Annotated in this window: 21 protein-coding genes and 1 tRNA gene; 9 read left to right on the top strand and 13 right to left on the bottom strand. The window is 71.0% G+C overall.

The genetic code is table 11. From position 1 onward, the window contains the following. Positions 1–292: 292 nt before the first annotated feature. On the top strand, positions 293–550 hold the full coding sequence (locus ADK66_RS07570; RefSeq protein ID WP_053653189.1) for a DUF3040 domain-containing protein: 258 nt from the start codon (positions 293–295) through the stop codon (positions 548–550). A 4-nt stretch (positions 551–554) separates the two neighbouring features. Here ADK66_RS07570 and ADK66_RS07565 read toward each other — a convergent pair whose 3' ends face one another. Beyond that, on the bottom strand, positions 555–1,454 hold the full coding sequence (locus ADK66_RS07565; RefSeq protein WP_053653188.1) for an SWIM zinc finger family protein: 900 nt from the start codon (positions 1,452–1,454) through the stop codon (positions 555–557). Then, on the bottom strand, positions 1,454–4,651 hold the full coding sequence (locus tag ADK66_RS07560; protein WP_053653187.1) for a DEAD/DEAH box helicase: 3,198 nt from the start codon (positions 4,649–4,651) through the stop codon (positions 1,454–1,456). The genes ADK66_RS07565 and ADK66_RS07560 overlap by 1 nt, the downstream gene beginning before the upstream one ends. Positions 4,652–4,874: 223 nt before the next feature. Here ADK66_RS07560 and ADK66_RS07555 point away from each other — a divergent pair, with 223 nt between their 5' ends. Beyond that, positions 4,875–5,081, top strand: a complete 207-nt coding sequence (locus tag ADK66_RS07555) for a hypothetical protein (protein ID WP_053653186.1) — start codon at positions 4,875–4,877, stop codon at positions 5,079–5,081. A gap of 8 nt (positions 5,082–5,089) precedes the next feature. Here ADK66_RS07555 and ADK66_RS07550 read toward each other — a convergent pair whose 3' ends face one another. From ADK66_RS07550 to ADK66_RS07535, 4 genes are all read right to left on the bottom strand, one after another. Beyond that, positions 5,090–6,232 (bottom strand): polysaccharide pyruvyl transferase family protein, encoded by a 1,143-nt coding sequence (locus ADK66_RS07550; RefSeq protein ID WP_053653185.1) that lies wholly within the window; start codon positions 6,230–6,232, stop codon positions 5,090–5,092. An 87-nt stretch (positions 6,233–6,319) separates the two neighbouring features. Beyond that, positions 6,320–6,787, bottom strand: coding sequence for a GNAT family N-acetyltransferase (locus ADK66_RS07545; protein ID WP_053653184.1), 468 nt, complete (start codon positions 6,785–6,787; stop codon positions 6,320–6,322). A gap of 167 nt (positions 6,788–6,954) precedes the next feature. Beyond that, positions 6,955–7,584: an HAD-IA family hydrolase gene (locus tag ADK66_RS07540; protein WP_053653259.1), complete on the bottom strand. Its 630-nt coding sequence runs from the start codon at positions 7,582–7,584 to the stop codon at positions 6,955–6,957. A gap of 152 nt (positions 7,585–7,736) precedes the next feature. Then, positions 7,737–8,534 (bottom strand): alpha/beta fold hydrolase, encoded by a 798-nt coding sequence (locus tag ADK66_RS07535; protein ID WP_053653183.1) that lies wholly within the window; start codon positions 8,532–8,534, stop codon positions 7,737–7,739. Between the two features lie 201 nt (positions 8,535–8,735). Between ADK66_RS07535 and ADK66_RS07530 the strand changes: the two genes are divergently transcribed. The 3 genes from ADK66_RS07530 (at position 8,736) to ADK66_RS07525 (ending at position 10,674) form a co-directional block, all read left to right on the top strand. After that, positions 8,736–9,500 (top strand): hypothetical protein, encoded by a 765-nt coding sequence (locus tag ADK66_RS07530; protein ID WP_157552317.1) that lies wholly within the window; start codon positions 8,736–8,738, stop codon positions 9,498–9,500. A gap of 89 nt (positions 9,501–9,589) precedes the next feature. Continuing rightward, positions 9,590–10,018, top strand: coding sequence for a hypothetical protein (locus ADK66_RS31360; RefSeq protein ID WP_157552315.1), 429 nt, complete (start codon positions 9,590–9,592; stop codon positions 10,016–10,018). Between the two features lie 98 nt (positions 10,019–10,116). After that, positions 10,117–10,674: a GNAT family N-acetyltransferase gene (locus ADK66_RS07525; protein ID WP_053653181.1), complete on the top strand. Its 558-nt coding sequence runs from the start codon at positions 10,117–10,119 to the stop codon at positions 10,672–10,674. A 170-nt stretch (positions 10,675–10,844) separates the two neighbouring features. Here ADK66_RS07525 and ADK66_RS07520 read toward each other — a convergent pair. From ADK66_RS07520 to ADK66_RS31810, 6 genes are all read right to left on the bottom strand, one after another. Then, positions 10,845–10,916 (bottom strand) — tRNA-Val (locus ADK66_RS07520). Between the two features lie 79 nt (positions 10,917–10,995). Continuing rightward, positions 10,996–11,460, bottom strand: coding sequence for a peroxiredoxin (locus tag ADK66_RS07515; RefSeq protein ID WP_053653180.1), 465 nt, complete (start codon positions 11,458–11,460; stop codon positions 10,996–10,998). An 80-nt stretch (positions 11,461–11,540) separates the two neighbouring features. Next, a complete protein-coding gene (locus ADK66_RS07510; protein ID WP_030330240.1) occupies positions 11,541–11,978 on the bottom strand; it encodes a DUF3052 domain-containing protein in 438 nt (145 codons plus the stop codon). Between the two features lie 112 nt (positions 11,979–12,090). Then, the gene (locus ADK66_RS07505) at positions 12,091–14,649 is read right to left on the bottom strand and encodes a thiamine pyrophosphate-dependent enzyme (RefSeq protein WP_053653179.1); all 2,559 of its coding nucleotides are present in this window, start codon (positions 14,647–14,649) and stop codon (positions 12,091–12,093) included. Between the two features lie 262 nt (positions 14,650–14,911). Then, a complete protein-coding gene (locus ADK66_RS07500) occupies positions 14,912–15,316 on the bottom strand; it encodes a secondary thiamine-phosphate synthase enzyme YjbQ (RefSeq protein ID WP_197281448.1) in 405 nt (134 codons plus the stop codon). A gap of 26 nt (positions 15,317–15,342) precedes the next feature. Then, positions 15,343–15,762 (bottom strand): hypothetical protein, encoded by a 420-nt coding sequence (locus ADK66_RS31810; RefSeq protein ID WP_197281447.1) that lies wholly within the window; start codon positions 15,760–15,762, stop codon positions 15,343–15,345. A gap of 175 nt (positions 15,763–15,937) precedes the next feature. On the opposite strand from ADK66_RS31810, the gene aceE reads away from it, so the two are divergent. Continuing rightward, entirely contained in the window at positions 15,938–18,676 is a 2,739-nt protein-coding gene (gene aceE, locus ADK66_RS07490) for a pyruvate dehydrogenase (acetyl-transferring), homodimeric type (protein ID WP_053653176.1), read from the top strand. A 185-nt stretch (positions 18,677–18,861) separates the two neighbouring features. Here aceE and ADK66_RS07485 read toward each other — a convergent pair whose 3' ends face one another. After that, positions 18,862–19,308, bottom strand: a complete 447-nt coding sequence (locus tag ADK66_RS07485; RefSeq protein WP_053653175.1) for an SRPBCC family protein — start codon at positions 19,306–19,308, stop codon at positions 18,862–18,864. A 190-nt stretch (positions 19,309–19,498) separates the two neighbouring features. On the opposite strand from ADK66_RS07485, the gene ADK66_RS07480 reads away from it, so the two are divergent. The 3 genes from ADK66_RS07480 (at position 19,499) to gltX (ending at position 23,619) form a co-directional block, all read left to right on the top strand. Continuing rightward, positions 19,499–20,848, top strand: coding sequence for a GH1 family beta-glucosidase (locus tag ADK66_RS07480; protein WP_053653174.1), 1,350 nt, complete (start codon positions 19,499–19,501; stop codon positions 20,846–20,848). Then, a complete protein-coding gene (locus ADK66_RS07475; RefSeq protein WP_053653173.1) occupies positions 20,845–22,122 on the top strand; it encodes an MFS transporter in 1,278 nt (425 codons plus the stop codon). Before ADK66_RS07480 ends, ADK66_RS07475 begins: the two co-directional genes overlap by 4 nt. Positions 22,123–22,209: 87 nt before the next feature. Next, positions 22,210–23,619, top strand: coding sequence for a glutamate--tRNA ligase (gene gltX, locus ADK66_RS07470; RefSeq protein WP_082377294.1), 1,410 nt, complete (start codon positions 22,210–22,212; stop codon positions 23,617–23,619). Positions 23,620–23,789 lie beyond the last annotated feature (170 nt).

Genomic DNA, 23,789 nt, shown 5'->3' with positions numbered 1-23,789 from the left:
GAGGGCACTTAAGACAGGGCTCACCAGCGCTACGGTGACGGGTCGACCGCACGAGACAGGCATCGACCTTCCCAGCAGGGCGGACGTGCCGCAGCCGGGGACGGATCGGACCACGTCGCCGTACGTGAGACATTCGGCGTCGTCCGCGACCACAGGCAAACTTAAGGTACGGCTAAGCAGGACATGAGGTGCCTTCACGCAGGAGGAAAAGTAGGGGCAGCGGGCGAGCGTGAGCCGCCACCGCAGCGGGTATGCCGCCGAACCGCTGAACGCGTGAGGGGAAGGCAGCGCCATGCTCAGCAAAGAGGATCAGCGCAGGTTCGACCAGATCACCCGTCAGCTCCGCGAGAGCGACCCGGCGTTCTTCGCCCGGCTCGATCACCGGATCCGGGGCCGCCGGGGCCGCTACCTGATGTTGTTGACGATCGTGCTGTGGGCATCGCTTCCGGCGATGGCCGTGTTCGCCGGCCGACTCGCCGGTGCGATCTGTGCGGTGGTGCTGATCGCCAACGCGGCGATCATGTGGCGGTTCCGCCGCCGATGGACATGACGGCTCACCTGTCGGCCGGGTCGAACGCCCGGTACGCGCGCCGCAGCCGTTCGAGCAGTCCCGGCCCGCCGATGGCCGGCGCTGGCGGACCGAGCTGGCGCAGCAGGAGGTCCGGCCCGGTCGCCAGCCTGGGCGGCCGGTCAGGAAGCGGCACCGGCGGCGCCCAGAACCTGTCCGTCGCCTCGGCGAGCGGGGTCGCCGACAGCCCGGCGAGCGCCCGCGCCGCACCCGCCGGCGACAGGACGTCCACATGGGACCCGTAAAGGTCCATGGTGGACGGCTCCGGGGCGGTGACCGCCGCGCCGGTGGCCTCGGCCCGGCGGGCACGCAGCCGATCGAGCAGGTCCGCGCGGGACCGCCCACGCCAGTGCAGCAGCTCGAACGGGTCCGCGTCGAACGCCTCGGCCAGTAGATAGAACGTGGCCGCGAGGTGCTTGCACGGCACCGCGAAATCGGGACAGTTGCAACGCTGGGTCAGCTCGTCCACGGTGCCTGGAAACAGCGGAGCACCGACGGCGGCGAACAGCTCCTCCAGCTCGTCGGGCAGGTCCCCGGCGAGCAGTCGGGCGCTGAAGAACGCCTGCCCGGCCAGTTCCGCCTCGACCTGGGACCAGAGCGCGGGCGGAAACGCGGCAAGAGCGATGGAGACCTCGTACGGGCGCGGTCGGGAGCCCTGCACCTCGGCGGTGACCCGCCCGGGCGCGATGTCGAGCCGGAGCACCTGACCGGCCCGCGCGTACGACCTGCCGCGCGTCAGCCGGGTGCCGAGCGCGAACGACTCCAGCACCTCCAGGAAACGCCGGGACCACCAGGACCGCCCGATCGCGCCACGGGCGCTGCGGGCGCGCAGACCCCCGTCGACACGGCGGGGACGGCCGTAGTCGGCGAACCTGTCGGTGCTCACTACTCCACCACCGCGCCGGCCTCCAGGGCGAACAACTCCCGCAGCTGCCCCGTGGACAGCTCGGTGATCCACTGCTCGCCGGTGCCCACCACCCGCTGCGCGAGGGCACGCTTGTCCGCGATCATCGCGGCCACCTTCTCCTCCACGGTGCCGGCGCAGACGAACTTGCGGACCTGCACCCGTCGCCGCTGGCCGATCCGGAACGCCCGGTCGGTGGCCTGGTCCTCCACCGCCGGATTCCACCACCGGTCCACGTGCACCACGTGGTTGGCGGCGGTCAGGGTGAGCCCGGTGCCGCCGGCCTTGAGCGACAGGACGAACAACGGCGGCCCTTCGGCCGACTGGAACCGCTGCACCATGGCGTCCCGCTCGGCCTTGCCGACACCGCCGTGCAGGAACAGCACCTCCCGGCCGAACCGCGCAGACAGGTGCCCACGCAGCATCGCACCGAACTCGGCGTACTGGGTGAACAGCAGCGCCCGCTCCCCCGCCGCCAGCACCTCCTCAAGGATCTCGGTCAGCCGGGCCAGCTTGCCGGAGCGACCGTCAAGCGGCGAGCCGTCGCGCAGCAGTTGCGCCGGGTGGTTGCAGACCTGCTTGAGCCGGGTCATGGTGGCCAGCACCAACCCACGACGTTCGATGCCGTCGCTGGACTCGATCCGGGCGAGCATGTCGTCGACGACCACCCGGTAGAGGGCCGCCTGCTCGGCCGTGAGGTTGCAGAGCACCTCCATCTCCAGCTTCTCCGGCAGGTCCGAGATGATCGACGAGTCGGTCTTGAGCCGGCGCAGCACGAACGGCCCGGTTATCCGGCGCAGCCGCTCGGCGGCCTCGGCGTCACCGTTGCGCTCGATCGGCTCGGCGAACCGCTTACGGAACGTCGCCGCCGGCCCGAGCAGACCCGGATTGGCGAACTGCATGATCGACCAGAGGTCGGCGAGCCGGTTCTCCACAGGCGTACCGGTCACCGCCACCCGTTGCCGCGCGGGCAGCGCCCGGACCGCCTCGGCCTGCCGGGTCGACGCGTTCTTGATCGCCTGGGCCTCGTCCACCACCACCCGGTGCCAGTCGATGCCAGCAAGGTCCACGGCATCGCGGGCCGCCACCGAGTAGGTGGTGAGGACCAGGTCCGCGCCGTGCGCGGCCGCCGTGAACTCCGGCCCCCGCACCCGCTCCGCCCCATGGTGTACGTGCACCCGCAGCCCCGGCGTGAACTTCGCCGCCTCCCGCTGCCAGTTGCCGACAAGCGACATCGGGCAGACCAGCAGGGTCGGCCCGGCGTCCGGAGGGTCCCCGGCGAGCAGCGCCAGCAGTTGCACCGTCTTGCCCAGCCCCATGTCGTCGGCGAGCACGCCGCCCAACCCGAGCGAGCGCAGGAAAGCCAGCCAGGCCAACCCGCGCCGCTGGTACGGCCGCAGCGTCCCCACGAAACCCGGCGGCGGATCGAGCGGGGTGAGCCGCCGCTCGACAGCACCGGCGAGCAGGTCACCCAGCGGGCCGTCGGCGGTCACCTCCAGCACCGGCAGCGCCCCGGTGTCCTCGCCGTCGGCGAGCCCGAGGCGCAGCAGGTCGGCGACGGTCAGCTCGCCTGCCGACCGGAGCAGACGCAACCCGGCGGCGAGACGCCCCGGGTCCAGTTCCACCCAGCGACCGCGCAGGCGTACCAATGGGGTCTTCAACTCGGCAAGCGCCGCCAACTCGTCGGCGGACAGCGGTTGGTCGCCGAGTGCCACCTCCCAGCGGTAGTCGACGAGCGCATCCAACCCGACGCCGGCCTCGGTGCCCGCCACCGTGCCGGGCGCGGTACGGCTGCGGGCGCGCAGCCGGGCGCCGAGCCGCGCCGACGGGCGCTGCCACCAGGACGGCAGCAGCACACCGAAACCGGCGGCGTGCAGCACCGGCGCGCCCTCGCTGAGGAACCGGTGCGCGCCGTCGACGTCCAGGTCCATCGCCTCGGGTGCTGCGGTACGCAGTGCGGCGTCGAGATCCGGCCAGAGCCGGCTGGCCCGGCCCAGCTCGGCGAGCAGGGTCTCCTGCGGATTGGCGGTGGCGCCGGCCAGCCCACCGAGGGTGTGCGGCGCCCGCCAGATCTGCCCGGCGTCGACGTGCAGGCCGGGCTCGTCAGCGGCCTGCAAACCGAACTCCAACCGCCACCGCCCACCACCGGCAGGCCCGTCCTCGACAGGGCTGAGGGTGGTCGGGCTGGGGGCGACGCGACTGCCGTCGGCGTGGCTGTCGTCGGTCGGCGCGGGCCGGGTGGCGAGGATCGGTTCGGTGATCTCGTCGGGGGGCGGCTCCACCAGGCGGAAGCTGGCCCGGATCGCGCCGCCTGCCGCGTCCCGTTGCCAGTCGTCCAGTTCGGTGCGGAGGGTGGCCAGCGCTGTCGCGTCGATGGTGAAGTCGCGTCGCGGACCGGCGAGCGCCGCCAACCAGACCGGCGCCGGCCCACCCGGACGCAGGCCCCGGGCCAGGGTGGTGGTCGCCAGCGCGGCTCGGGCGGCGGCGTCGGTCAGCGCGTCGAGCGCGTCCGCGACGAGCGCGGCAGCGGTCAGCTCGGCATCGCTCGAATCGGTGGTCTCCGAGGTGGCGGCTCGGGCCGCTGGCGGCAGGGCCAGCGCCAGGGATCGCGCCCATGCGGCGTCGGTGCCGGTCAGCAGTGGACGCCAGACGGCCAGGGCCGGGACCTCGGCACCAGCACCCGACCGCGCCCCTGCGGCCGTCGAGCTGACGCCGGGTAGGACGCGACCACGGGTCACCAGGTCGGCGGCGAAGTCGGCGAGTTCGGCGAGGTGGCGCAGGGTCGACCCGGGCACCACGGGGAGGTCGTCCAGGGCGCGGAGCAGCGGTAGGGCGTCGTCCGGGGCGTACACCAGGATGGGGACCCGCCACCTGGCCAGGGTGAGCCGGGCGCGGGCCGGAGGTGCGACGGCGGTCCGGATCAGCTCGGGTGAGTCGGTCGGCGTGCCCGCCCGGGTCGGCAGGGTGAGCACGGCGGTGTCCGGGTGGGCCGGCTCGGCGGCGTCGGCGAGGACTGCGGCCAGGTCGGCGTGCCCGGCGGCGAACGGGTGCTGGCGCTCCCGGGGCGGGCGGCCGGAGCGGGGTGTGGCGGCTGCCGGGGCGGCGCTGTCCTCGGCCCACACCGCGAGCCCTGCGGACGCGCCGTCGCCGGGCAGCCACAGCCCGTGGATGACAAGCACGTACTCCCCCTCGTCGCCGCCCGCGCCCAGGATAGGCGGCCCGAGTGAGCCGGCGGCGCGCCGCCGGCCATGATCGACTCGATTTCACTGAAATCGCGGTGTCCACGTCGACGGGACACCGCGATTTCCATGAACCCGTGTTGATCAATCGGTAGCGCCGCAACGGTCGTCGCGCTGCCCCGCATCCGCTGCGGGCGGGCCGCACGGCAGGCAGGATGGGCGCATGGCTTCCTCCGTGCAGATCCTCCTCGTCGGCGGCACGGCGGACGGGCAGACCGTGACCGTCGAACTGGACAGCAACGGCCGCCCGCCGCTCACCCACCATCACCTCGGGTCCGGAGGATTGGCCGAGGCGCAGATCTACGAGTTGGAGTCCGCCCGTGAGGAAGACCGCGAGTGGCGCTACCGGTGGACCGGCCCGGCGGTGTGACGGCCGGATCAGACCCGGGTGAGGGCCTGGCTGCGCAGGCTCTCCAGCACCGCGCGGGTGACCTCCGAGGTGCCCTGGGCCTGCTCGCAGACCTCTGCCACCCGCCGCGCGGTGGCCTCGGCGCGTTCCTCGCGTTCGTCCCAGAGCCGGTCGACCTCGGCCAGTAGCGGCCCTTCGACCTCCCGCTCCACGCCCCGCAGCGCCGGCACTCCGAGCCGCTGGGCCAGGTCGAAGACCTTGCCGGCGTACGGCAGTGGCAGGAACGGCGTACCCACCATCGCCGCGAAGATCAAGAAGTGCAGGCGCATGCCGACGGCCAGGTCGAAGTGGCGCATCAGACCGAGTACCTGCTGCGGCGAGTACGTGCCGTGCAGGATCCGCCCCCGCTCGGCGGCGACCATGTGCGACAGCACGCCGTGGGAGTGCCGGATGTCGTCGCGTTCCATCGGCACGAACAGCACGTGCGCGTCGATCCGGTGCACCAGGAAGTCGCCGATCTGGGCCAGCAGCCGGTGGTAGCCGTCGACGTCGAGGCGTTCGGCGGCCCGTCCCGGCTCCCGCACGCTGATCCCGACAAGCGGTTTGCCCACCGGCACGCCCTCCTCGGCGAGCAGGTGGGCCGGGAAGTCCGCCGGCTTCAACAGGAACGCCGGGTCGGCGGTGACGGTGATCGGGTTGAGCAACCCGGCCTCCTCCAGCACCATCCGGGACTCCTGGTCACGGACGGTCACCTGCACGGCGCTGGCGAGCGTTTCCCGGACCATGCCGGTGTCCACCGAGTCGCTGAGCGGCCCGACCCCCACCGCGTACGTGATCAGGGGTAGCCCGCGTTCCTGCGCGACCCGGACGACCCGCAGGTAGCGGCGGGCCTCCCGGTCGTAGAGGATGCCGCCACCGCCCAGGATGAGCAGGTCGAGCTGGGCCAGGACAAGCGCCGAGTCGGTACGGCTGACGCCCTCCCAGGGCACCGCCTCCACATCCGGGTGGGCGGCACGGGTGTGCTCGGGATTACGGGAAAAGACGATGATTCGGGCGTTCGGCTCCTGCGTACGCAGATCGGTGAGCAGGCCGGTGAGGATCGCCTCGTCACCGAGGTTCCGACCACCGTACGAGCCGAGCACACCGATTGTCAGTCCGGCGCCATGCGTCATCCGTCGCTCCTCCCCGGGTGCGGTCCGGCGCGGTTTCCCGCTGGACGGACGAACAGTCCTGCTCAGAGGACCGGCGTCGCCGCCGGCTCAGCCCACCGGGTCGATCGGCTTGGCCATCTGCTGCGCGGTGACCTCGAAACCGAGGCTCTGATAGAGCCCGATCGCCACGGTGTTCGTGCCGAAGACGTTCAACCCCACCTCGGGCACCCCGAGTCGGGCGAGTTCCGCCTCCATGAGCTGGATCATCCGCCGCGCGTACCCCCGGCCCCGATGCGCCGGATGCACCTCGATGTTGTGAATCCAGGCCCGTTTGGCGTCGGTGGTGCCGGCCGCCCCGGGCAGGGTCACCCAGATCCAGCCGACCTCGGTGTCGCCGACCCGCGCCAGCCGCAGCAGCGCACCCTCGGTGGCCGCGCCCGCCGGTAGCAACTGCCGCAGCTGGTCCGCCGACCGCTCCTGCGCCGCCTGCAGGCTCATCCCCCCGTGCGTGGCCAGATCCTCGGCGTACGCGCGTTCCAGCGGGCCCCGGAGTCGGGCCAGCTCCTGCTCACTCATCGGCCTCAAGGTCAACTCCACCGGCTCCGCCTTTCTCTGGGTCTCGGGATCCAGCAGGAAGTGGAGCAGAACCGGCGCGACCCTGCCACCCCGTCAGCCGGCCGCCGGGACGGCTGGGCGGCTGGCCACCGCGACGGCTGCGCGGGTGACCGCCGCAGCTGGCCAGGTCACCGTGCCGTGGGAGCCGACAGCAGGCCGTCCGCCAACTGCGTCAGGTCGACCAGCCGCAGGTCGCCGTCGAGTCCCTTCAGCGCCGCGGTCATCGCGCCAGCCGCGCGGCCGGCCTGCAACCCGACCTCAGCGTCCTCGACGACAAGGCACCGCGCCGGCGGTACGTCGAGCAACGCGGCCGCACGCAGATAGCCCTCCGGGTCCGGCTTACCCGCGCGTACGTCCTCCACGGTCACCAACACCGGCGCCTCGATGCCTGCGGCACCGAGCCGGGCCTGCGCCAGTCGGACGTCGGCGCTTGTCACCACCGCCCAGGGCAAACCCAACCGGCCGAGGACCGTCAACAACTCGTGCGCGCCCGGGGTGGCCGTCACGTCCGACAGGTCGTCGTACTGCAACGCCAACTGCCGGGCCGCCGCCCCGGCGACCGCCGCGTCGTCCAGCGCGGGCAGCAGCCGGCGAATGGTCTGATCGGCGGGCCTGCCGTGCGCTATGGCGAGCGCCGCCGCCGGGTCGACGGCGTACTCGGCCGACCACCGCTCCCACGCCCGCTCCACGGCGGGGTCGGAATCCACAAGCGTGCCGTCCATGTCGAACAGCACCGCGTCGATGTGCGCCAGTTCCACGATCACGCTCCCTGAATACGCTCTGCCCCGAGGGTAGGGCGCTTCGGATCGGACCGCCGGCCAGGTGGCCACCGTCGCGTCCTGGACCACAACCGGCCCGCCACCCGGCGTACGCCGCATCGACGGGTCAGGTGGGCGTGCCGGCTCGGGGGTCAGGTGGGCGTACCGACCTGGTGGGTGAGGAACGACAGCACCGCCGTCGGCAGGGCCGGCGCGCCGACGATGTCGTAGTGCGTGTGGCCGGGCAGCACAGCCAGTCGGGCGGCGGGCCGGTCCGTGCCGTCCCAGCCGGCGTCGCGGTGCCCGCCGCCGAGCAGCCCGTAGAACTCCGCCGCATGGCTTGTCGGGATCGAGTCGGCATCGGCGAAGACCAACATCGTCGGCATGCTCAGCCGGGCCACCTCCGCCGACCAGTCGTAGTCACGGCGTAGCAGGTCACCGCTCTTTGCCCACAGGCGTGGCCAGTCCTGCGGGCGCGGCGCGACGCGCTCGTAGAGCAGGTGTGGTGGCGTGCCGCGCATCCGCTCGCCGGTCCGCTCGTCCTGGGCGGCCATGGCGGCCAGGACCTCCGGATACCAGCCGGCGCTCCTGCACGGGGTGGAGACCAGCACCAGCCGACGTACCAGCGCCGGATGCTCGATGGCGGTACGCAACGCGACACCCCCGCCGAGTGAGTAGCCCAGCAGATCGGCAGTGGACAGGTCGAGGTGCCCGAGCAGCGCGGCGATGTCGTCGGCCATCGTCTCGTACCGCAGAGGCCTGTCGACGTCAGCGGTACGCCCGTGGCCCTGAAGGTCGACCGCGACGACCCGGCGTCGCTCGGCCAGCGCCGGCACCATCGGGGCGAACATCTCCGTCGACCCGTAGCCGCCGTGCAGCAGCACCAACGGCCTACCCGTGCCGTACGACTCGTACCAGAGCCGCAGCCCGTTGATCTGCGCGTACCCCACTCGGCCTCCCGCTCTACGGCGTCACAGGTCCCGATCCAACACGGGGCGCACAGCATCGACGAACGCAACGCGCCGATCAGTCCGTACCTCGATCGCGGCACGCCAGCGCTCCCGGTGCCGGTCGCGCAGCGGCACCGGTGTTCCCCTGGCAGGCCAGGGTGAGTTGGTGGGCGGGTTGCCCGGGTCGTCTAGCTTGCGGACATGTCCCCTCGCGTGGCGCGCCTGCTGATCTGGCCCTTCGCGGTGGCCGCGCTCGCCCTGCGGATCTGCACCGAACTGTGGTTCAAGCCGGTGACCTGGCGGATCGAACCGAGTGGTCTCGCCTTCCTGGCCTGGGTTGCCGCCCAGGGCGCATGCTTCCTCCTGCTGGCGGCCGGACACGCCCTGCTCACCAGACGGGTCCGCCAGCGGCCGGCCACCTGGGAGATCGCGGCCGGGGCGGAGAGCTTTGTCGCCTCGGCCAGCCCGCGCTGGCTCGGCCCCTGGGCGATCCTCGTCGGATGGCTGGCCGCTGGCGCGGTATTCACCGAGCGGGTTCCGGGCGAGGATCGCGTGCGGCTCGCCGAGATACCCGGGGCCCTCGCCCTGAGCATCGCCGTCCCGGCCATCGTCCTGGCAGCCATGGCGGCCGTGCTGCTGCTGGACCGACCGCGCCTGATCCTGGACCGGAACGGCATCACCAGACAGGGCCTGATCCGGCGCACCCTTCTCCGTTGGGACGAACTGCTACCCGGCGGCCCGCCGCCTGCGCGGGGCACCGCGAACCTCACACTCATGCCACAGCCGGCGACGCCGGGCCGCCCACCCGTACCGACCTCGCTGCCGACGCGGCCGCTGGACGTCGATCCAGCCTTCCTCGCGGAAACGATCCGCCACTACGTCGAGCACCCCGAACATCGGTCAGCGATCGGCACACAACATGAGCTGGACCGACTTCGAAGCGAACTGAGAGCAGCACGACCGTGAGGCCACCACGTGAAGGGTGGCGCAGCGGGCACGGCCCTTTGCCAACACAGTCGGTTCGGTCACGGACTGCCGACTTCTGGAGGTAGAGCATGCTCGTCAAAGAAATCGCGACAGTGCTGATGATCATTGCGGGGTTGGCTTCGATAATCTGGGTCGCCAACTGGCCCTTCAACACCCCGTGGGAGAAGAACCTCACCGACGAGCAGCGCCGGATCAATCTTGCGCACAATCGGCGTCATCACCGCGCCGCGACACGCGTAATGTTGCCCCTTCTTGCCGTCGTGCTCGGGCTTGCATCGATGAGCGCTGCAACAAGCCCGAAAGGCAATCTGTTCGGGGCGGCAGTCATGGGCCTCTGCTCGGTTGTGTGTGCCAGCGTGTGGGTTCTCCTGATCAAGAGAGGGCGCAGGCGGCGCCCTTCGACACAGCACCGAATTGCACCCGGTCGTGTCGCTGCTGATGGAACTGGGCGCGCCGTTGCACGTCGTCCAGACGGCCGCTCCGGCACGGCGACGTGAAGATCCGCTCGTACGCCAGCCCTCATGCCGTGCGGCAGGCGCACGGAAAGCACAATCAGCAGAACCGCACCGAGGGGCCTGTGGCGTAGCTTGATCCGGTGTCGTTGACCTACCCTACTGTTGATCTTTGTGATGGGACGATACGTCTTCGCCCGTGGCGGGAAGCTGATCTGGACTGTGTTCGCGCCGCAGCCCAGGATGCGCGAATTGTCGAGTCCACCACGGTTCCGGGAGTGATCTCGGCCGATGCGGGACGAGCGTTCATCCGTCGACAGTGGAATCGAGCCGAGAGTGGTGAGGGCGTCTCCTTTGCGATCGCCGACGCGATGACCGACCAGGCGATCGGTTCAGTCGTGCTCATGCTGCGGCCACAGCCGGGGGTGGCTGGTCTCGGCTACTGGCTCGTCCCATGGGCGCGAGGGCGAGGAATCGCCACTCGTGCGGCGAGGCTGGTGTCGTCCTGGGCGTTGGTCGTCGTGGGCATCGAGCGGGTTGAGGCGTGGGTGGAGCCAGACAACGAGGCGTCGCGGCGGGTTCTCACCGCGGCTGCCTTCGAGCAGGAGGGCGTGCTGCGCAGCTTCCTCTCTTTTGCCGGCCGTCGTGCTGACGCGGTGGTCTTCTCCAAGATCCGAGACACTTCTCCGCGAGATGCCTGAGCGGGGGTCTTGGCGGTGGGGTTCAGGCGGGCACCCTCCCGAACGTTCCGCAGCGCTGAGCGGAAGCACGGCATCGGACGGATAACCCCACCCCGCAGAACAACGGGAGTCGTGCATTCGCAGGCGGCCACGACCCATAGGTCGGGGAGTTGAATGGTTCTGGTGAAGGGTGGGCGCGGCAGGTTTCGAACCTGCGACCCCTCGCTTGTAAGGCGAGTGCTCTCCCACTGAGCTACGCGCCCGGAACGCCCCGTGTGTGGCGGGCCGGTGGCTGGCAAGCTTACCTGCTCCCGCCCGCTCGGGGCGCGCGGCGTACCCCGGTCAGGCGGCGGCTTCCGCGATGGCCTTGCGCCAGCGGGTTTGGTCGCGGGCCTCCCCCGGGCTGTTCATCTCGGCGAAGCGGACGATGCCGGCCTTGTCGATGACGAAGGTGCCCCGGTTGGCGACGCCGGCCACGTCGTTGAAGACCCCGTACGCCTGGGCGACGGCACCGTGTGGCCAGAAGTCGGCGAGCATCGGGAACTGGTAGCCCTCGCGGTCGGCCCAGATCTTGTGGCTGTAGACCGAGTCGACGCTGACCGTCAGGACCTGGACGGCGTCGTTGACGTACTCGTCGAGGTTGTCTCGCACTTCGCTCAGCTCGCCCTGGCAGACGCCGGTGAAGGCGAGCGGGTAGAAGACCAGCAGCACGGTGCGACGCCCTCGGAAGGCCGAGAGGCGGACCTCCTGGTTGTTCTGGTCCTTCAGGAGGAAGTCCGGCGCCTCGGCGCCGACCTGGATGGGCATGAGGACTCCTCGTGTTGCTCGATGACGCCAGCCTGCCACACCCGGCGGTGTCGACCGCCGGGTGCGGGGAGCCGGTTGGGCTACTTCTTGGCCTTGGCCCCCCGGCGCAGCACCAGGCGGGCGCCGCTCCAGTCCCGGCCGGCGTTGACGGTCGAGGTCTGCTGAAGGCCGGCGGTGGGCGCGGACTCCGCGACCTCACTCGGCTCGACGTGACCCTCGCGCCCCGCCTTCGGGGTCAGCAGCCACACGACACCGTTGTCGGCCAGCGGGCCAAGGGCGTCGACGAGAAGCTCGAAGAGGTCACCGTCGCCGTCGCGGTACCACACCAGCACCGCGTCGACCACCTCGTCGGTGTCCTCGTCGACCAGGTCTCCACAGCGGTCGGTCAGGGCGTCCCGGAGATCCTGGTCGACGTCGTCGTCGTACCCCATCTCCATGACGACCATCCCCGGTTCGATGCCGAACCGGTCCGCCAGGCTGCGTACCCCGTCGGCGGCCTGACCAGCGGTCGCGCTCACTGTCGCGTGCCTCCTCTTCTTGTTCCTGCTCGCGGCGTCGTGCCGACGCCGTCTGGCAAAGTCCACACAGTTGTGCGTCCCCGCGCAAGTGGCACACCGGGTGGATCGGAATTTACCGTGCCAGCAGCGTACGGGCACCCTCGGTAATGGCTTCCGCGGAGACCAGAACCTGGCGTGCTGCCGGACCTAATGGTACAAACGAGTCAACTCCGGCTACTCGACGCGCCGCGCCGACATATCCGGCGTCGACAAGCGCGGCGATCACACCTTCGCCGACCCCACCGGATCGGCGTGTCTCGTCCACCACGAGCACGCGGCCGGTCGCCGAGGACTCCCTGATGATGTCGGCCACCGGCAGCGGAGCAAGCCACCGCAGGTCAACGACCCTCGTACCCACCCCCTCCTCGGCGAGGGCGGCCGCCGCTCGCAGCGACATCCGTACCCCGTTTCCGAAGGTGATGATCGTGAGGTCGTCGGCCGAACCGACCTGGTAGACCCGCGCCCGGCCGATCGGCACGTGCCCCGTCACCCACGAGCCCGGCTCGGGATAGCCGGCCAGCCACTCCCCGTCGCCATCGGCGTACAGGTCGCGGGTGTGGTAGAGCGCGATCGGCTCCAGGAAGACGCAGACGCTGCCGTCCACGGCCGCACTTGCCAGGCAGGTCCGCAGCATGGGCGCGGCATCGTCCGGCCGCGCCGGCACCGCGATCACCAGACCGGGCACATCCCGGAGTACGGACACCGAGTTGTCGTTGTGGAAGTGCCCGCCGAACCCCTCCTGGTACGCCAGCCCCGCCACCCGGACCACCATCGGGTTGCGGAACGCCCCCTGCGAGAAGAACTGCATGGTGGCGGCCTCGCCGCGCAGCTGGTCCTCGGCGTTGTGCAGGTACGCCAGGTACTGGATCTCCGGCACCGGCAGCATCCCGGCCAGCCCGGCGCCCAGCCCGAGCCCGAGCACTGACGTCTCGTCGAGCAGGGTGTCGAAGACCCGTGCCGCTCCGAAGCGGTCGCGCAGACCCTTCGTCACCCCGTACACGCCACCCTTGGCGGCCACGTCCTCACCGAAGACGGCCATCTGCGGGTGGTCGAGCATCCCGTCGGCGAGCGCCGCGTTGATGCTCTGCGCCAGGGTCAGCGGCCCGGCCAGCTCCGGCGGCTTGCCCCCGAACGCCTCCGCGCGGGCACCCGCGCCGGGCCCGCTGGCCCGCGCGGCCGCGTCGGCCACCGCCCGTGCCACCCGCACCGGGCGGCGCGGCGCCAGCGCCGACACCACCTCGGCTGCGGAGGCCAGCTTCGGCTCACCCAACACGTCCTCGGCGAGCCGGCGGATCTGCCAGCCGGTCTCGTCGTACCGGGCCAACAGCTCATCGCCCGTCGCCACGCCCGCCTCGACGAGCAGCCGGGCGGTGGCGGCCACCGGATCCCGGGCCACGTCGTCGGCGAGCTCGGCCGGGCTTCGGTACGCCGATTCGGCGTCCGCCCCTGCGTGCCCCATCAGCCGGACGGTGTGCAGGTGCAGCACTGCCGGTCGCCGGTGTCGGCGTACCCAGGCTGCCGCCTCGGCCGCCGCCGCGTACGTACCCACCGGATCTGCGCCGTCGGCGCTGAAGTAGCGGATGCCCGGCTTGGACCGCAGCGTCGCCTCCACCCAGCCCTTCGGGGAGCGGACGCTGATGCCCAGCCCGTTGTCCTCGCAGACGAAGAGCACCGGGATGCGCAGCCCCGCGTGGTCGTACCAGCCGGCTGTGTTGAAGGCGGCGGTGGCACTGGCGTGGTTGACCGACGCGTCACCAAAAGAACAGACAACGATGGCGTCCGGCGGCCACGGCGCGTTCTCGGCACCGCCCACCTGCGCCCCCGCCCCGGTACGCCGACCCGCACTGTCCATTCGGCGCAGTCGCTCCACGGCCAGCCCCATCCCGACCGCCCGGGGCAGGTGCGAGGCGATGGTGGACGTGGTCGGCACGATGGCCAGGTCGGCCCGGCCGAACACCTTGTGCCGCCCGCCGGCGATCGGCTCCTGGCTGGAGGCGACCATCCCCCGCAGTACGTCCCGGGCCGCCTCCGCGTACGCCTCGAAGCCACCGGGCGGCGTGGCCCCGGTCGGCTCCCCCTCGGCGGCGTCGGCCGATTCCGGGCCTGCCGTCGGCTCCCCAGCGGTCGACGGCGCGGCGCCGGACGGCGGCTCGGTACTGGACCGCACATCCGTGCTGGGGGCAGGCGCGACGGTGGAGGTGGGCCTGGCAGCGGAGTCGGGCCCGGCAGCGGAGGTCGCCTCTACGGTGGAGCCTGGCTCGACGGTGGACGTCGGTGGTGCGTCGGCGGCGGCCTGGGCGGCGCGCACGCAGTAGAAAGCCCCGGAGCGGTAGTGCAGCAACGCCGGGTCGGTGGGGCGTAGCGCGGCGGCGACCGCGGCGTTGCCCTCGTGCCCAGCCGAACCGATCGTGTAGAAGCCCTCTCCGAAGCTGCGTAGCCAACGACCGGCAAGGTCGAGCTGCCTGCTGGTGACCTGCGCGTCGAACAGGTCGAGCAGTTGCGCGCCGGTCAGTGGGGCGTCGTCGGTGACCGGGTCGGCGGCATCACGCCGGCGTTGCGCGGCGGGAAGTGCCGCCAGCGTCTCCCGGAAGCGGTCGTCGAGATCTTGCGGGGTGGTCACGTCGCACAGCATTACCGACGCGGGCCATCGTCGCCCACTGGGACACGACAGGCACGGGTCGACTGGCTCCGGTTCGCACGGCTGTAGGCAGCCACTGTCGGACACCTTCCACGCCAGGTCAGGCAGGGATGGACAGCTCCTGGCCGGCCAGCCCGGCCACGAGTCGGGAGTCAGACATCACCTCGATCACCCGGCAGCGGTGCCGCACCGGCGGCGAACGACGCTGCCCGGCGGCGGGCGATCGCGCCGGATCAAGATCCGCGCCGCGCGAGCGTCAGCCGGGCAGGAACGAGAAGCGGACCTGGCGGGTGGGGTTGTCACCGTTGGTGTCGACGAGGCAGATCGACTGCCAGGTGCCCAGGGTCAGTCGGCCGTCGAGCACCGGGACCGTCGCGTACGGCGGGATGAACGCCGGCAGCACGTGGTCGCGTCCGTGGCCGGGCGAGCCGTGCCGGTGTCGCCAGCGGCCGTCGGTGGGCAGCAGGGCGTCGATCGCGGTGAGCAGGTCGTCGTCTGAGCCGGCGCCGGTCTCGATGATGGCCAGGCCGGCGGTGGCGTGTGGCACGAACACGTGCAGCAGCCCGTCGCCTTCGCTGGAGACGAACGCCTGTGCCTCGGCGGTGATGTCCCGGACGGTCGGCCGCGACCCGGTCTGGACGGTGATCACGTCACTGCGCATAGGCCGCATTCTGCCGCAGTACGCGCTCAGGAACCGCCACCACCGCCACCACCGCCGCCGTCACCACCGGACGAGCCGCCGGACCAGCCACCCCCGGAGTCTCCGCCGCCGGGCCAGCCACCCCCGGAGTCTCCGCCCCCGGGCCAGCCACCGCCCGAGTCTCCGCCGCCGGACCAGCCACCACTGTCTGATCCGCCGTAGTACGTCCACGGGATGCTGGTGTCCGCGTGCCGGCCGCCCTGCCCTGGGCGCACCGAGCGGCGTGGTGCCGGCGCCCGCAGGCCGGCGCGCAGACGTACCGCGCCGAAGACAATGGCGCCGCCGCCGATGATCATTATCGGCAGCGGCGCGAGGTCACCTGTCAACAGCACCCGCGCGGCGGCAAGCACCGCGAGGACGCCGGCCCCCAGGAGAAGGACACCCACCGCCACCCGTCGCCTGTCCATGCCCGGCACGGTAGTGGTGCGGGACAAGAGAAGGGTTCGGGCGACCGTCGCACTAAGTTACCGATGGGTACCTGTGTTCAGCATCGCGTCCGGGGCACCTAGACGTGACGAGGGGTGCCACCAGGGGGCAGGATGGCGCTAGAGACCTATCCCACACACAACCGAGGGACCGCCTGTGGCTACGGAACGCAAGCGCCCGGTGATCAGCGACGGCCTACCGAGCCAGCTTCCGGACATCGACCCTGAAGAGACAAGCGAATGGGTCGAGTCGCTTGATGGTGTCATCGACGATCGCGGCGCCAAACGCGCTCGCTACGTCATGCTGCGCCTGCTGGAGCGGGCTCGGGAGCGCCAGGTCGGGGTTCCGCCCCTGACCACCACCGACTACATCAACACCATCACCCCGGAGCGCGAGCCGTGGTTCCCGGGTGACGAGCACGTCGAGCGACGGATCCGGGCGTACGTCCGGTGGAACGCCGCGATGCTTGTGCACCGGGCGCAGCGCCCGGAGATCGGCGTCGGCGGGCACATCTCCACGTTCGCCAGTTCGGCGTCGCTCTACGAGGTGGGCTTCAACCACTTCTTCCGGGGCAAGAACCACCCCGGCGGCGGCGACCAGATCTTCTACCAGGGTCACGCCTCCCCCGGCATGTACGCGCGGGCGTTCCTGGAGGGCCGACTCAGCGAGCACCAGCTCGACGGGTTCCGCCAGGAGCTGTCGCACCCGGGCGGCGGCCTGCCGTCGTACCCGCACCCGCGGCTCATGCCGGACTTCTGGGAGTTCCCCACCGTTTCGATGGGTCTCGGCGGTCTGAACGCGATCTATCAGGCCCGGTTCAACAGGTACCTGCAGCACCGCGGCATCAAGGACACGTCCCAGCAGCACGTGTGGGCGTTCCTCGGCGACGGCGAGATGGACGAGCCGGAGACGCTCGGCGCGATCGGTGTGGCGGCCCGCGAGGAGCTGGACAACCTCACCTTCGTGATCAACTGCAACCTGCAGCGGCTGGACGGCCCGGTCCGGGGCAACGGCAAGGTCATGCAGGAGCTGGAGTCGTTCTTCCGGGGTGCCGGCTGGAACGTGATCAAGGTCGTCTGGGGTCGCGAGTGGGACCCGCTGCTCGCCGCCGACACCGACGGCGCGCTTGTCAACCTCATGAACACCACGACCGACGGTGACTACCAGACCTACAAGGCGGAGTCCGGCGCGTACGTGCGGGAGCACTTCTTCGGCCGCGACTCGCGGACCCGCAAGATGGTCGAGCCGCTGAGCGACGACGAGATCTGGAACCTCAAGCGGGGTGGGCACGACTACCGGAAGCTCTACGCGGCCTACAAGGCGGCCACCGAGCACACCGGCCAGCCGACAGTCATCCTGGCGAAGACGATCAAGGGCTGGACGCTCGGCTCGCACTTCGAGGGCCGCAACGCGACCCACCAGATGAAGAAGCTGACGCTTGAGGATCTGAAGACCTTCCGCGACCGGCTCTACCTGGACATCCCGGACTCGGCGCTGGAGGAGAACCCCTACCTGCCGCCGTACTACCACCCGGGTGAGAAGTCCGAGGAACTGGCGTACCTCAAGGAGCGGCGCGAGCAGCTCGGCGGTTACCTGCCGTCCCGGCGGACCAGCACCAAGCGGCTGGCCATCCCCGGGCCGGAGCGGTTCGCCGACATCAAGCGGGGCTCGGGCAAGCAGAAGGTGGCCACCACGCAGGCCTTCGTCCGTCTGCTCAAGGACGTGATGAAGGACAAGGAGTTCGGCAAGCGCTGGGTGCCGATCATCCCGGACGAGGCGCGCACCTTCGGCCTCGACTCGATCTTCCCGACCGCGAAGATCTACTCGCCGCACGGTCAGCGCTACACCTCTGTCGACCGGGAGCTGTTCCTGTCGTACAAGGAGTCGACGACCGGGCAGATCCTGCACGAGGGGATCAACGAGGCCGGTTCGGTCGCCTCGTTCACCGCCGCGGGCTCGGCGTACGCCACCCACGACGAGCCGATGATCCCGATGTACATCTTCTACTCGATGTTCGGGTTCCAGCGGACCGCCGACGGGCTGTGGGCCGCGGCCGACCAGATGGCGCGGGGCTTCCTGCTGGGCGCGACCGCGGGGCGGACGACGCTCAACGGTGAGGGTCTCCAGCACGAGGACGGGCACTCGCTGCTGCTGGCCGCCACCAACCCGGCGGTGGTCGCGTACGACCCGGCATTCGCGTACGAGATCGCGCACATCCTGGAGAGCGGCCTGCACCGGATGTACGGGGACGCGCAGGAGAACGTCTTCTACTACCTGACGGTCTACAACGAGCCGACCCTTCAGCCGGCCGAGCCGGCCGACGTGGACGTGGAGGGCCTGCTCAAGGGCATCTACCGCTACTCCCCGGCACCGCAGGTGGACGGCCCGAAGGCCAACGTGCTCGCCTCCGGCACTGGCATGCAGTGGGCGCTCAAGGCCCAGCAGCTGCTCGCCCAGGACTGGGGGGTGGCTGCCGAGGTGTGGTCGGTGACCTCCTGGACGGAGCTGCGTCGCGACGCGGTACAGGTCGAGGAGTACAACCTGCTCAACCCGGGTGCGGAGGCGAAGGTCCCGTACATCGCACAGAAGCTTGCCGAGGCCGAAGGGCCGAAGGTCGCGGTGAGCGACTGGATGCGGGCCGTACCGGACCTGATCTCCCGCTGGGTACCCGGCGACTACACGTCGCTCGGCACCGACGGGTTCGGCATGTCGGACACCCGGCACGCGCTGCGCCGACACTTCCACGTCGACGCGGAGTCGATCGTGGTCGCCACGCTGCGGCAGCTCGCCCGCAGTGGCGCGGTGCCGGCCACGGTGCCGGCCGAGGCCGCCAAGAAGTACGCGATCGACGACGTCAACGCCGCCCCGGTCGGGGAGACCGGCGGGGACAGCTGATCCAGCGGTGACGAGAAGGGCCCGGCGCACCCGCGCCGGGCCCTTTTTGGTGCACCCGCACCCTCGCCCCGTACTCCCCGATCGACCGGGCGGACGGCGGGTGAGGTGGGGCGACGGCGGTCCGGAGTCCCTGGCGGGGACCCGGGGCCACCGCCGGGGGCGGGTGACGCCAGGAGGTGAAGCGGTCAGCCGACTGCGGCCAGGTCGGTGAGCCGGGCCAGCGACTCCTCCAGGTCGGCGCCCACCCGGCGCAGGCCAAGGCGCAGCAGGGCCGCCTTGACCGGGCCGGCCGGCCAGCGGACCACGATGAGCCGCACGATGGTCCCGCCCTCCTCCTCGTCCGCGGTGAGCTGGACGTAGATTTCGGTGCGCGCCTCCGCACGAGCACCGGCGCCCTTGGCCCGCTCCCGCCAGCCGATCAACGTCGGCTCCTGATAGGCGATCACCTCGGCCTCATGCGCCGAACCGCGCCCCGCCTGGACCAGTTGCCGCCGGCCGAAGCCCTCTCCGGAGAGCACTTCGGCCGCGCGGACTCCCGCCAGCCAGGCCGGCAACTGCTCGGCCCGCTGCACGACGTCCCAGACCACTTCCATCGGCGCCGCCACGTGCGCACTGCGTTCCACGAGGATCATTTCCGTCTTTCCTCCAGTGAGGACATCCCACGATATCGGCACTCTATGCGTTAAATCGGACTTACCTGGACGGGTTCGGAAAAAGACACGCCGATCAACCATTGCGGATTGCGCCAGGCCGGCCTATGGCGCATTCATCGACAGCGCCCTAAAGTCCCGAGCACGTTTCACGTTGACCGGGAGGGCGCGCATGTCGACAGCACCGATGCCCCAGTTCCCCACCGGCTTCCGCTGGGGTGTCTCCACCTCGGCGCACCAGATCGAGGGCGCCACCACCGCCGACGGTCGCGGACCGTCCATCTGGGACACCTTCGCGCAGACACCCGGCCGGATCGGCGACGGCAGCACCGCCGAGGTGACCTGCGACCACTACCACCGGTACGCCGAGGACGTCGCGCTGCTGACCGCGCTGGGCGTCTCCGCGTACCGGTTCTCGATCGCCTGGCCCCGGGTGCAGCCCACCGGCACCGGCACGGTCAACCCCGGCGGCCTGGACTTCTACGACCGGCTGGTCGACGAACTGCTGGCCGCCGGCATCGACCCGGTCGCCACCCTCTACCACTGGGACCTGCCCCAACCCCTTGAGGACGCCGGCGGTTGGCTGCAGCGCGACACCGCCGCCCGGTTCGCCGACTACGCCGAGAAGACCGCCGCCCGCCTCGGCGACCGCGTCCGACTCTGGATCACCCTCAACGAGCCGTTCATCCACATGAGCCTCGGCTACGGCACGGGCGAGCACGCCCCCGGCCGAACGCTGCTCTTCGACGCCTTTCCCGTCGCCCACCACCAACTGCTCGGGCACGGACTCGCCGTCGCCGCGCTGCGCAGCCGGAGCACCAGCCCGGTGGCGATCGCCAACAACTACTCGCCGGTGCGGGTGCTCGGCGACACCGACGCCGACCGCGCCGCCGGAGCCGCGTACGAGGCGCTGCACAACCGCCTCTTCACCGACCCACTGCTCGGCCGGGGCTACCCGGACCTACCCGGCTTCGACCTCGACCTCATCCACCCGGGCGACCTCGACACCATCGCCGCCCCGATCGACGTACTGGGGGTCAACTACTACAACCCCACAGGTGTACGGGCTGCGGAGGAGGGCTCGCCCCTGCCGTTCGACCTCGTCCCGCTGGACGGCTACCCGCGTACCGCCTTCGACTGGCCGGTGGCACCCAACGGGCTGCACGAGTTGCTCGGCTGGCTGCGCGACACCTACGGCGACGCGCTGCCGCCCATCGAGATCACCGAGAGCGGCTGCGCGTACGACGACGTACCCGACGCGGACGGGCGCGTGGTCGACCCGGAGCGGATCGCGTACCTCGACGGGCACCTGAGTGCCGTCCGGGCCGCCCTCGACGACGGGGTGGACGTGCGCGGGTACTTCGTCTGGTCACTGCTTGACAACTGGGAGTGGGCCGAGGGGTTCACCAAGCGCTTCGGCCTGGTGCACGTCGACTACGCCACCCAGACGCGTACGCCGAAGTCGTCGTACACCTGGTTGCGGGACGTGATCGCGGCCAGCCGGGAGGGGTCGGCGCGGTGACCACCGTCGACCCGACACCGGCGTCGCTGCCGGCGGCGCTCGCCGAGCCGACCACGCCGGTGCGGCGCGGGTGGATCGGGTTGATCTTCGCGGCGAACCTCGGGGTGTGGATGGCGTTCTTCACCCCCATCCAGGTGCTGCTGCCTCAGCAGATCGAGCAGATCGCGCCCGGCAACAAGGAGAACATGCTGGCCGTGGTCACCGGCCTCGGTGCGCTGGCCGCGGTACTCGCCAACCCCCTCGCGGGGGCGCTGTCGGACCGGACCTGCCTGCGGATCGCCGGGCGGGAGTTCGGCCGCCGGCACGTCTGGACCGCTGGCGGGGCGGTGCTCGGCGCGGCGGCCCTGGTGCTGCTGGCCCAGCAGCGGACCATCCTCGGGGTCGCGCTCGGCTGGGTCGCCGCGCAGGTCTGCTTCAACGCGATGCTGGCAAGCCTCACCGCAGCCATCCCGGACCGGGTGCCTGTGACGCAACGCGGCGGCGTGTCCGGCTGGGTGGGCATCCCGCAGGCGCTCGGGCTGGTGCTCGGCGCGGTGCTGGTCACCGCCCTGGTCACCGGCAACGCCGCCGGCTACCTGGCCATCGCCGTGGCCATCCTGCTGCTGTCGCTGCCGTTCGCGCTGCTCACACCCGACGAGCCACTGCCGCGTACGCACCGGCCCGCGCTGCGGATGCGGGCGCTGCTCGCCTCGATGTGGGTCAGCCCGCGCCAGCACCCGGACTTCGCCTGGGCGTGGATAACCCGGTTCCTGGTCCAGCTCGGCAACGCGCTGGGCACCCTCTACCTGCTGTACTTCCTCACCGACGGCGTGCGCCACCCCGACCCCGAGGGCGGGCTGCTGATGCTGATCCTGCTCTACACGCTCGGCATGATGCTGACCGCTGTGGTGGCCGGCCGGCTGTCGGACCGTTCCGGTCGGCGCAAGATCTACGTGATCGCCTCTGGGCTAATCATGGCGGTGGCGGCGCTGCTGCTCGCGGTCGCGCCGATCTGGCCGATGGCGATCGTCGCCGCCCTGCTGCTCGGCGCCGGATACGGCGTCTACCTCTCGGTGGACGCCGCGCTGATCACGCAGGTGCTGCCCCGGGCCACCGACCGGGCCAAGGACCTCGGCGTCATCAACATCGCCAACTCGGCGCCACAGGTGCTCGGGCCCGCGCTCTCCGCCCCGCTCGTGGTCTACCTGGGCGGCTACCCCACGCTCTACGCGGTCACCGCCGTGGTCACCCTGATCGGCAGCGCGCTGGTGGTCAAGATCCGCTCGGTCCCCTGAGCTGTTAGGAAGGGCCCCCTGTACAACACCAGGCGATAAGAAGGGGCCCTTCCTTACTCGGTTGTCCGTCGCCGTAGGCTGGGGGACGTGACGGTACGTGTGCGCTTCGCCCCCTCCCCGACCGGTATGTTCCACGTCGGCGGTGCCCGCTCGGCCCTGCAGAACTGGATCTTCGCCAAGCAGCAGGGCGGCGTGTTCGTGCTCCGCATCGAGGACACCGACGCGGCGCGCAACAAGCCCGAGTGGACCGAGGGCATCCTCACCGCGCTGGAGTGGATCGGCATCTCCCGGGACAGCTACGAGGGGCCGTACTTCCAGTCGACGAACGCCGGCGAGCACCGCGCCGCCGCCGCCCGGCTCTACGAGTCCGGCCGCGCCTACTACTGCGACTGCACCCGCGAGGACGTGCAGGCCCGCACCGGCTCGAAGTTCCAGGGCTACGACGGCTACCACCGTGACCTGGGCCTCGCCCCGGGTGAGGGTCGGGCGCTGCGCTTCCGTACGCCGGACGAGGGCGCGACAGTGGTGGTGGACCTGATCCGCGGCGAGCCCACCTTCGAGAACAAACTCATCGAGGACTTCGTGATCGCCCGGGGCGACGGGTCTCCGGTCTTCCTGCTGGCCAACGTCGTCGACGACATGACAATGGGCATCACCCACGTGATCCGGGCCGAGGAGCACCTGCCCAACACGCCAAAGCAGCAGTTGCTCTGGGAGGCTCTCGGCGTCAAGCCGCCGGTCTGGGCGCACGTGCCGGTGGTGGTCAACGAGAAGCGGCAGAAGCTGTCCAAGCGCCGCGACAAGGTGGCCCTTGAGGCGTACCGCGAGGAGGGCTACCTCGCCAGCGCCATGCGCAACTATCTGATGCTGCTCGGCTGGGCGCCCTCGGGCGACCGGGAGATCGTGCCCTGGTCCGTCATCGAGGACGAGTTCCGGCTGGACGAGGTCAACCCCTCCCCGGCGTTCTTCGACGAGAAGAAGCTGCGCGCGTTCAACGGCGAGTACATCCGGGCGCTGCCGGTGGACGAGTTCATCGACGCCTGCCAGCCGTGGCTGACCGGCACGGGGACGATCGCGCCGCCGCCGTGGCAGCCCGAGGAGTACGACGCCGCCGCGTTCGCCGCCGTCGCCCCGCTGGCCCAGACCCGGATCGCTGTGCTCAGCGAGATCGTGCCGAACGTCGACTTCCTCTTCCTGGCCTCGCCGCTCATCGACGAGGCGGCCTGGGCCAAGACCATGAAGGACGGCTCCGCCGACCTGCTGGACGCCGCCGTCGCCGCGTTCGAGGCGCTGGAGTCCTGGGACGCCGACTCGTTGAAGTCGACGTTGGAGGCCGTCGGCGCCGAGCGTGGCCTCAAGCTCGGCAAGACACAGGCACCCGTCCGGGTCGCTGTCACCGGCCGCACCGTGGGCCTGCCGCTGTTCGAGTCACTGGAGGTGCTCGGTCGGGAGCGCACCCTGACCCGGATGCGCGCCGCCCGGCTCCGCCTCGTCTGACGGCCTCTGGTCCGAGGGCCTCACCCGGTCGGCGTCACCCGCTCCGGCCTGGGTCCGTCCCCCTAACCCCGCGCGTCCTTGCTCTGCTTCACTCCACGCACCACCGAGCAGGCATTTTTGTTGCGTCCGTTGAAGCAGTGCAAAGGACGCGAGGTGGGGTCGCCCGGCTG

The sequence above is a fragment of the Micromonospora sp. NRRL B-16802 genome (genome assembly GCF_001279555.1).
Lineage (GTDB): Bacteria > Actinomycetota > Actinomycetes > Mycobacteriales > Micromonosporaceae > Micromonospora > Micromonospora profundi.
This window is presented reverse-complemented; position numbering and strand designations above follow the sequence as displayed.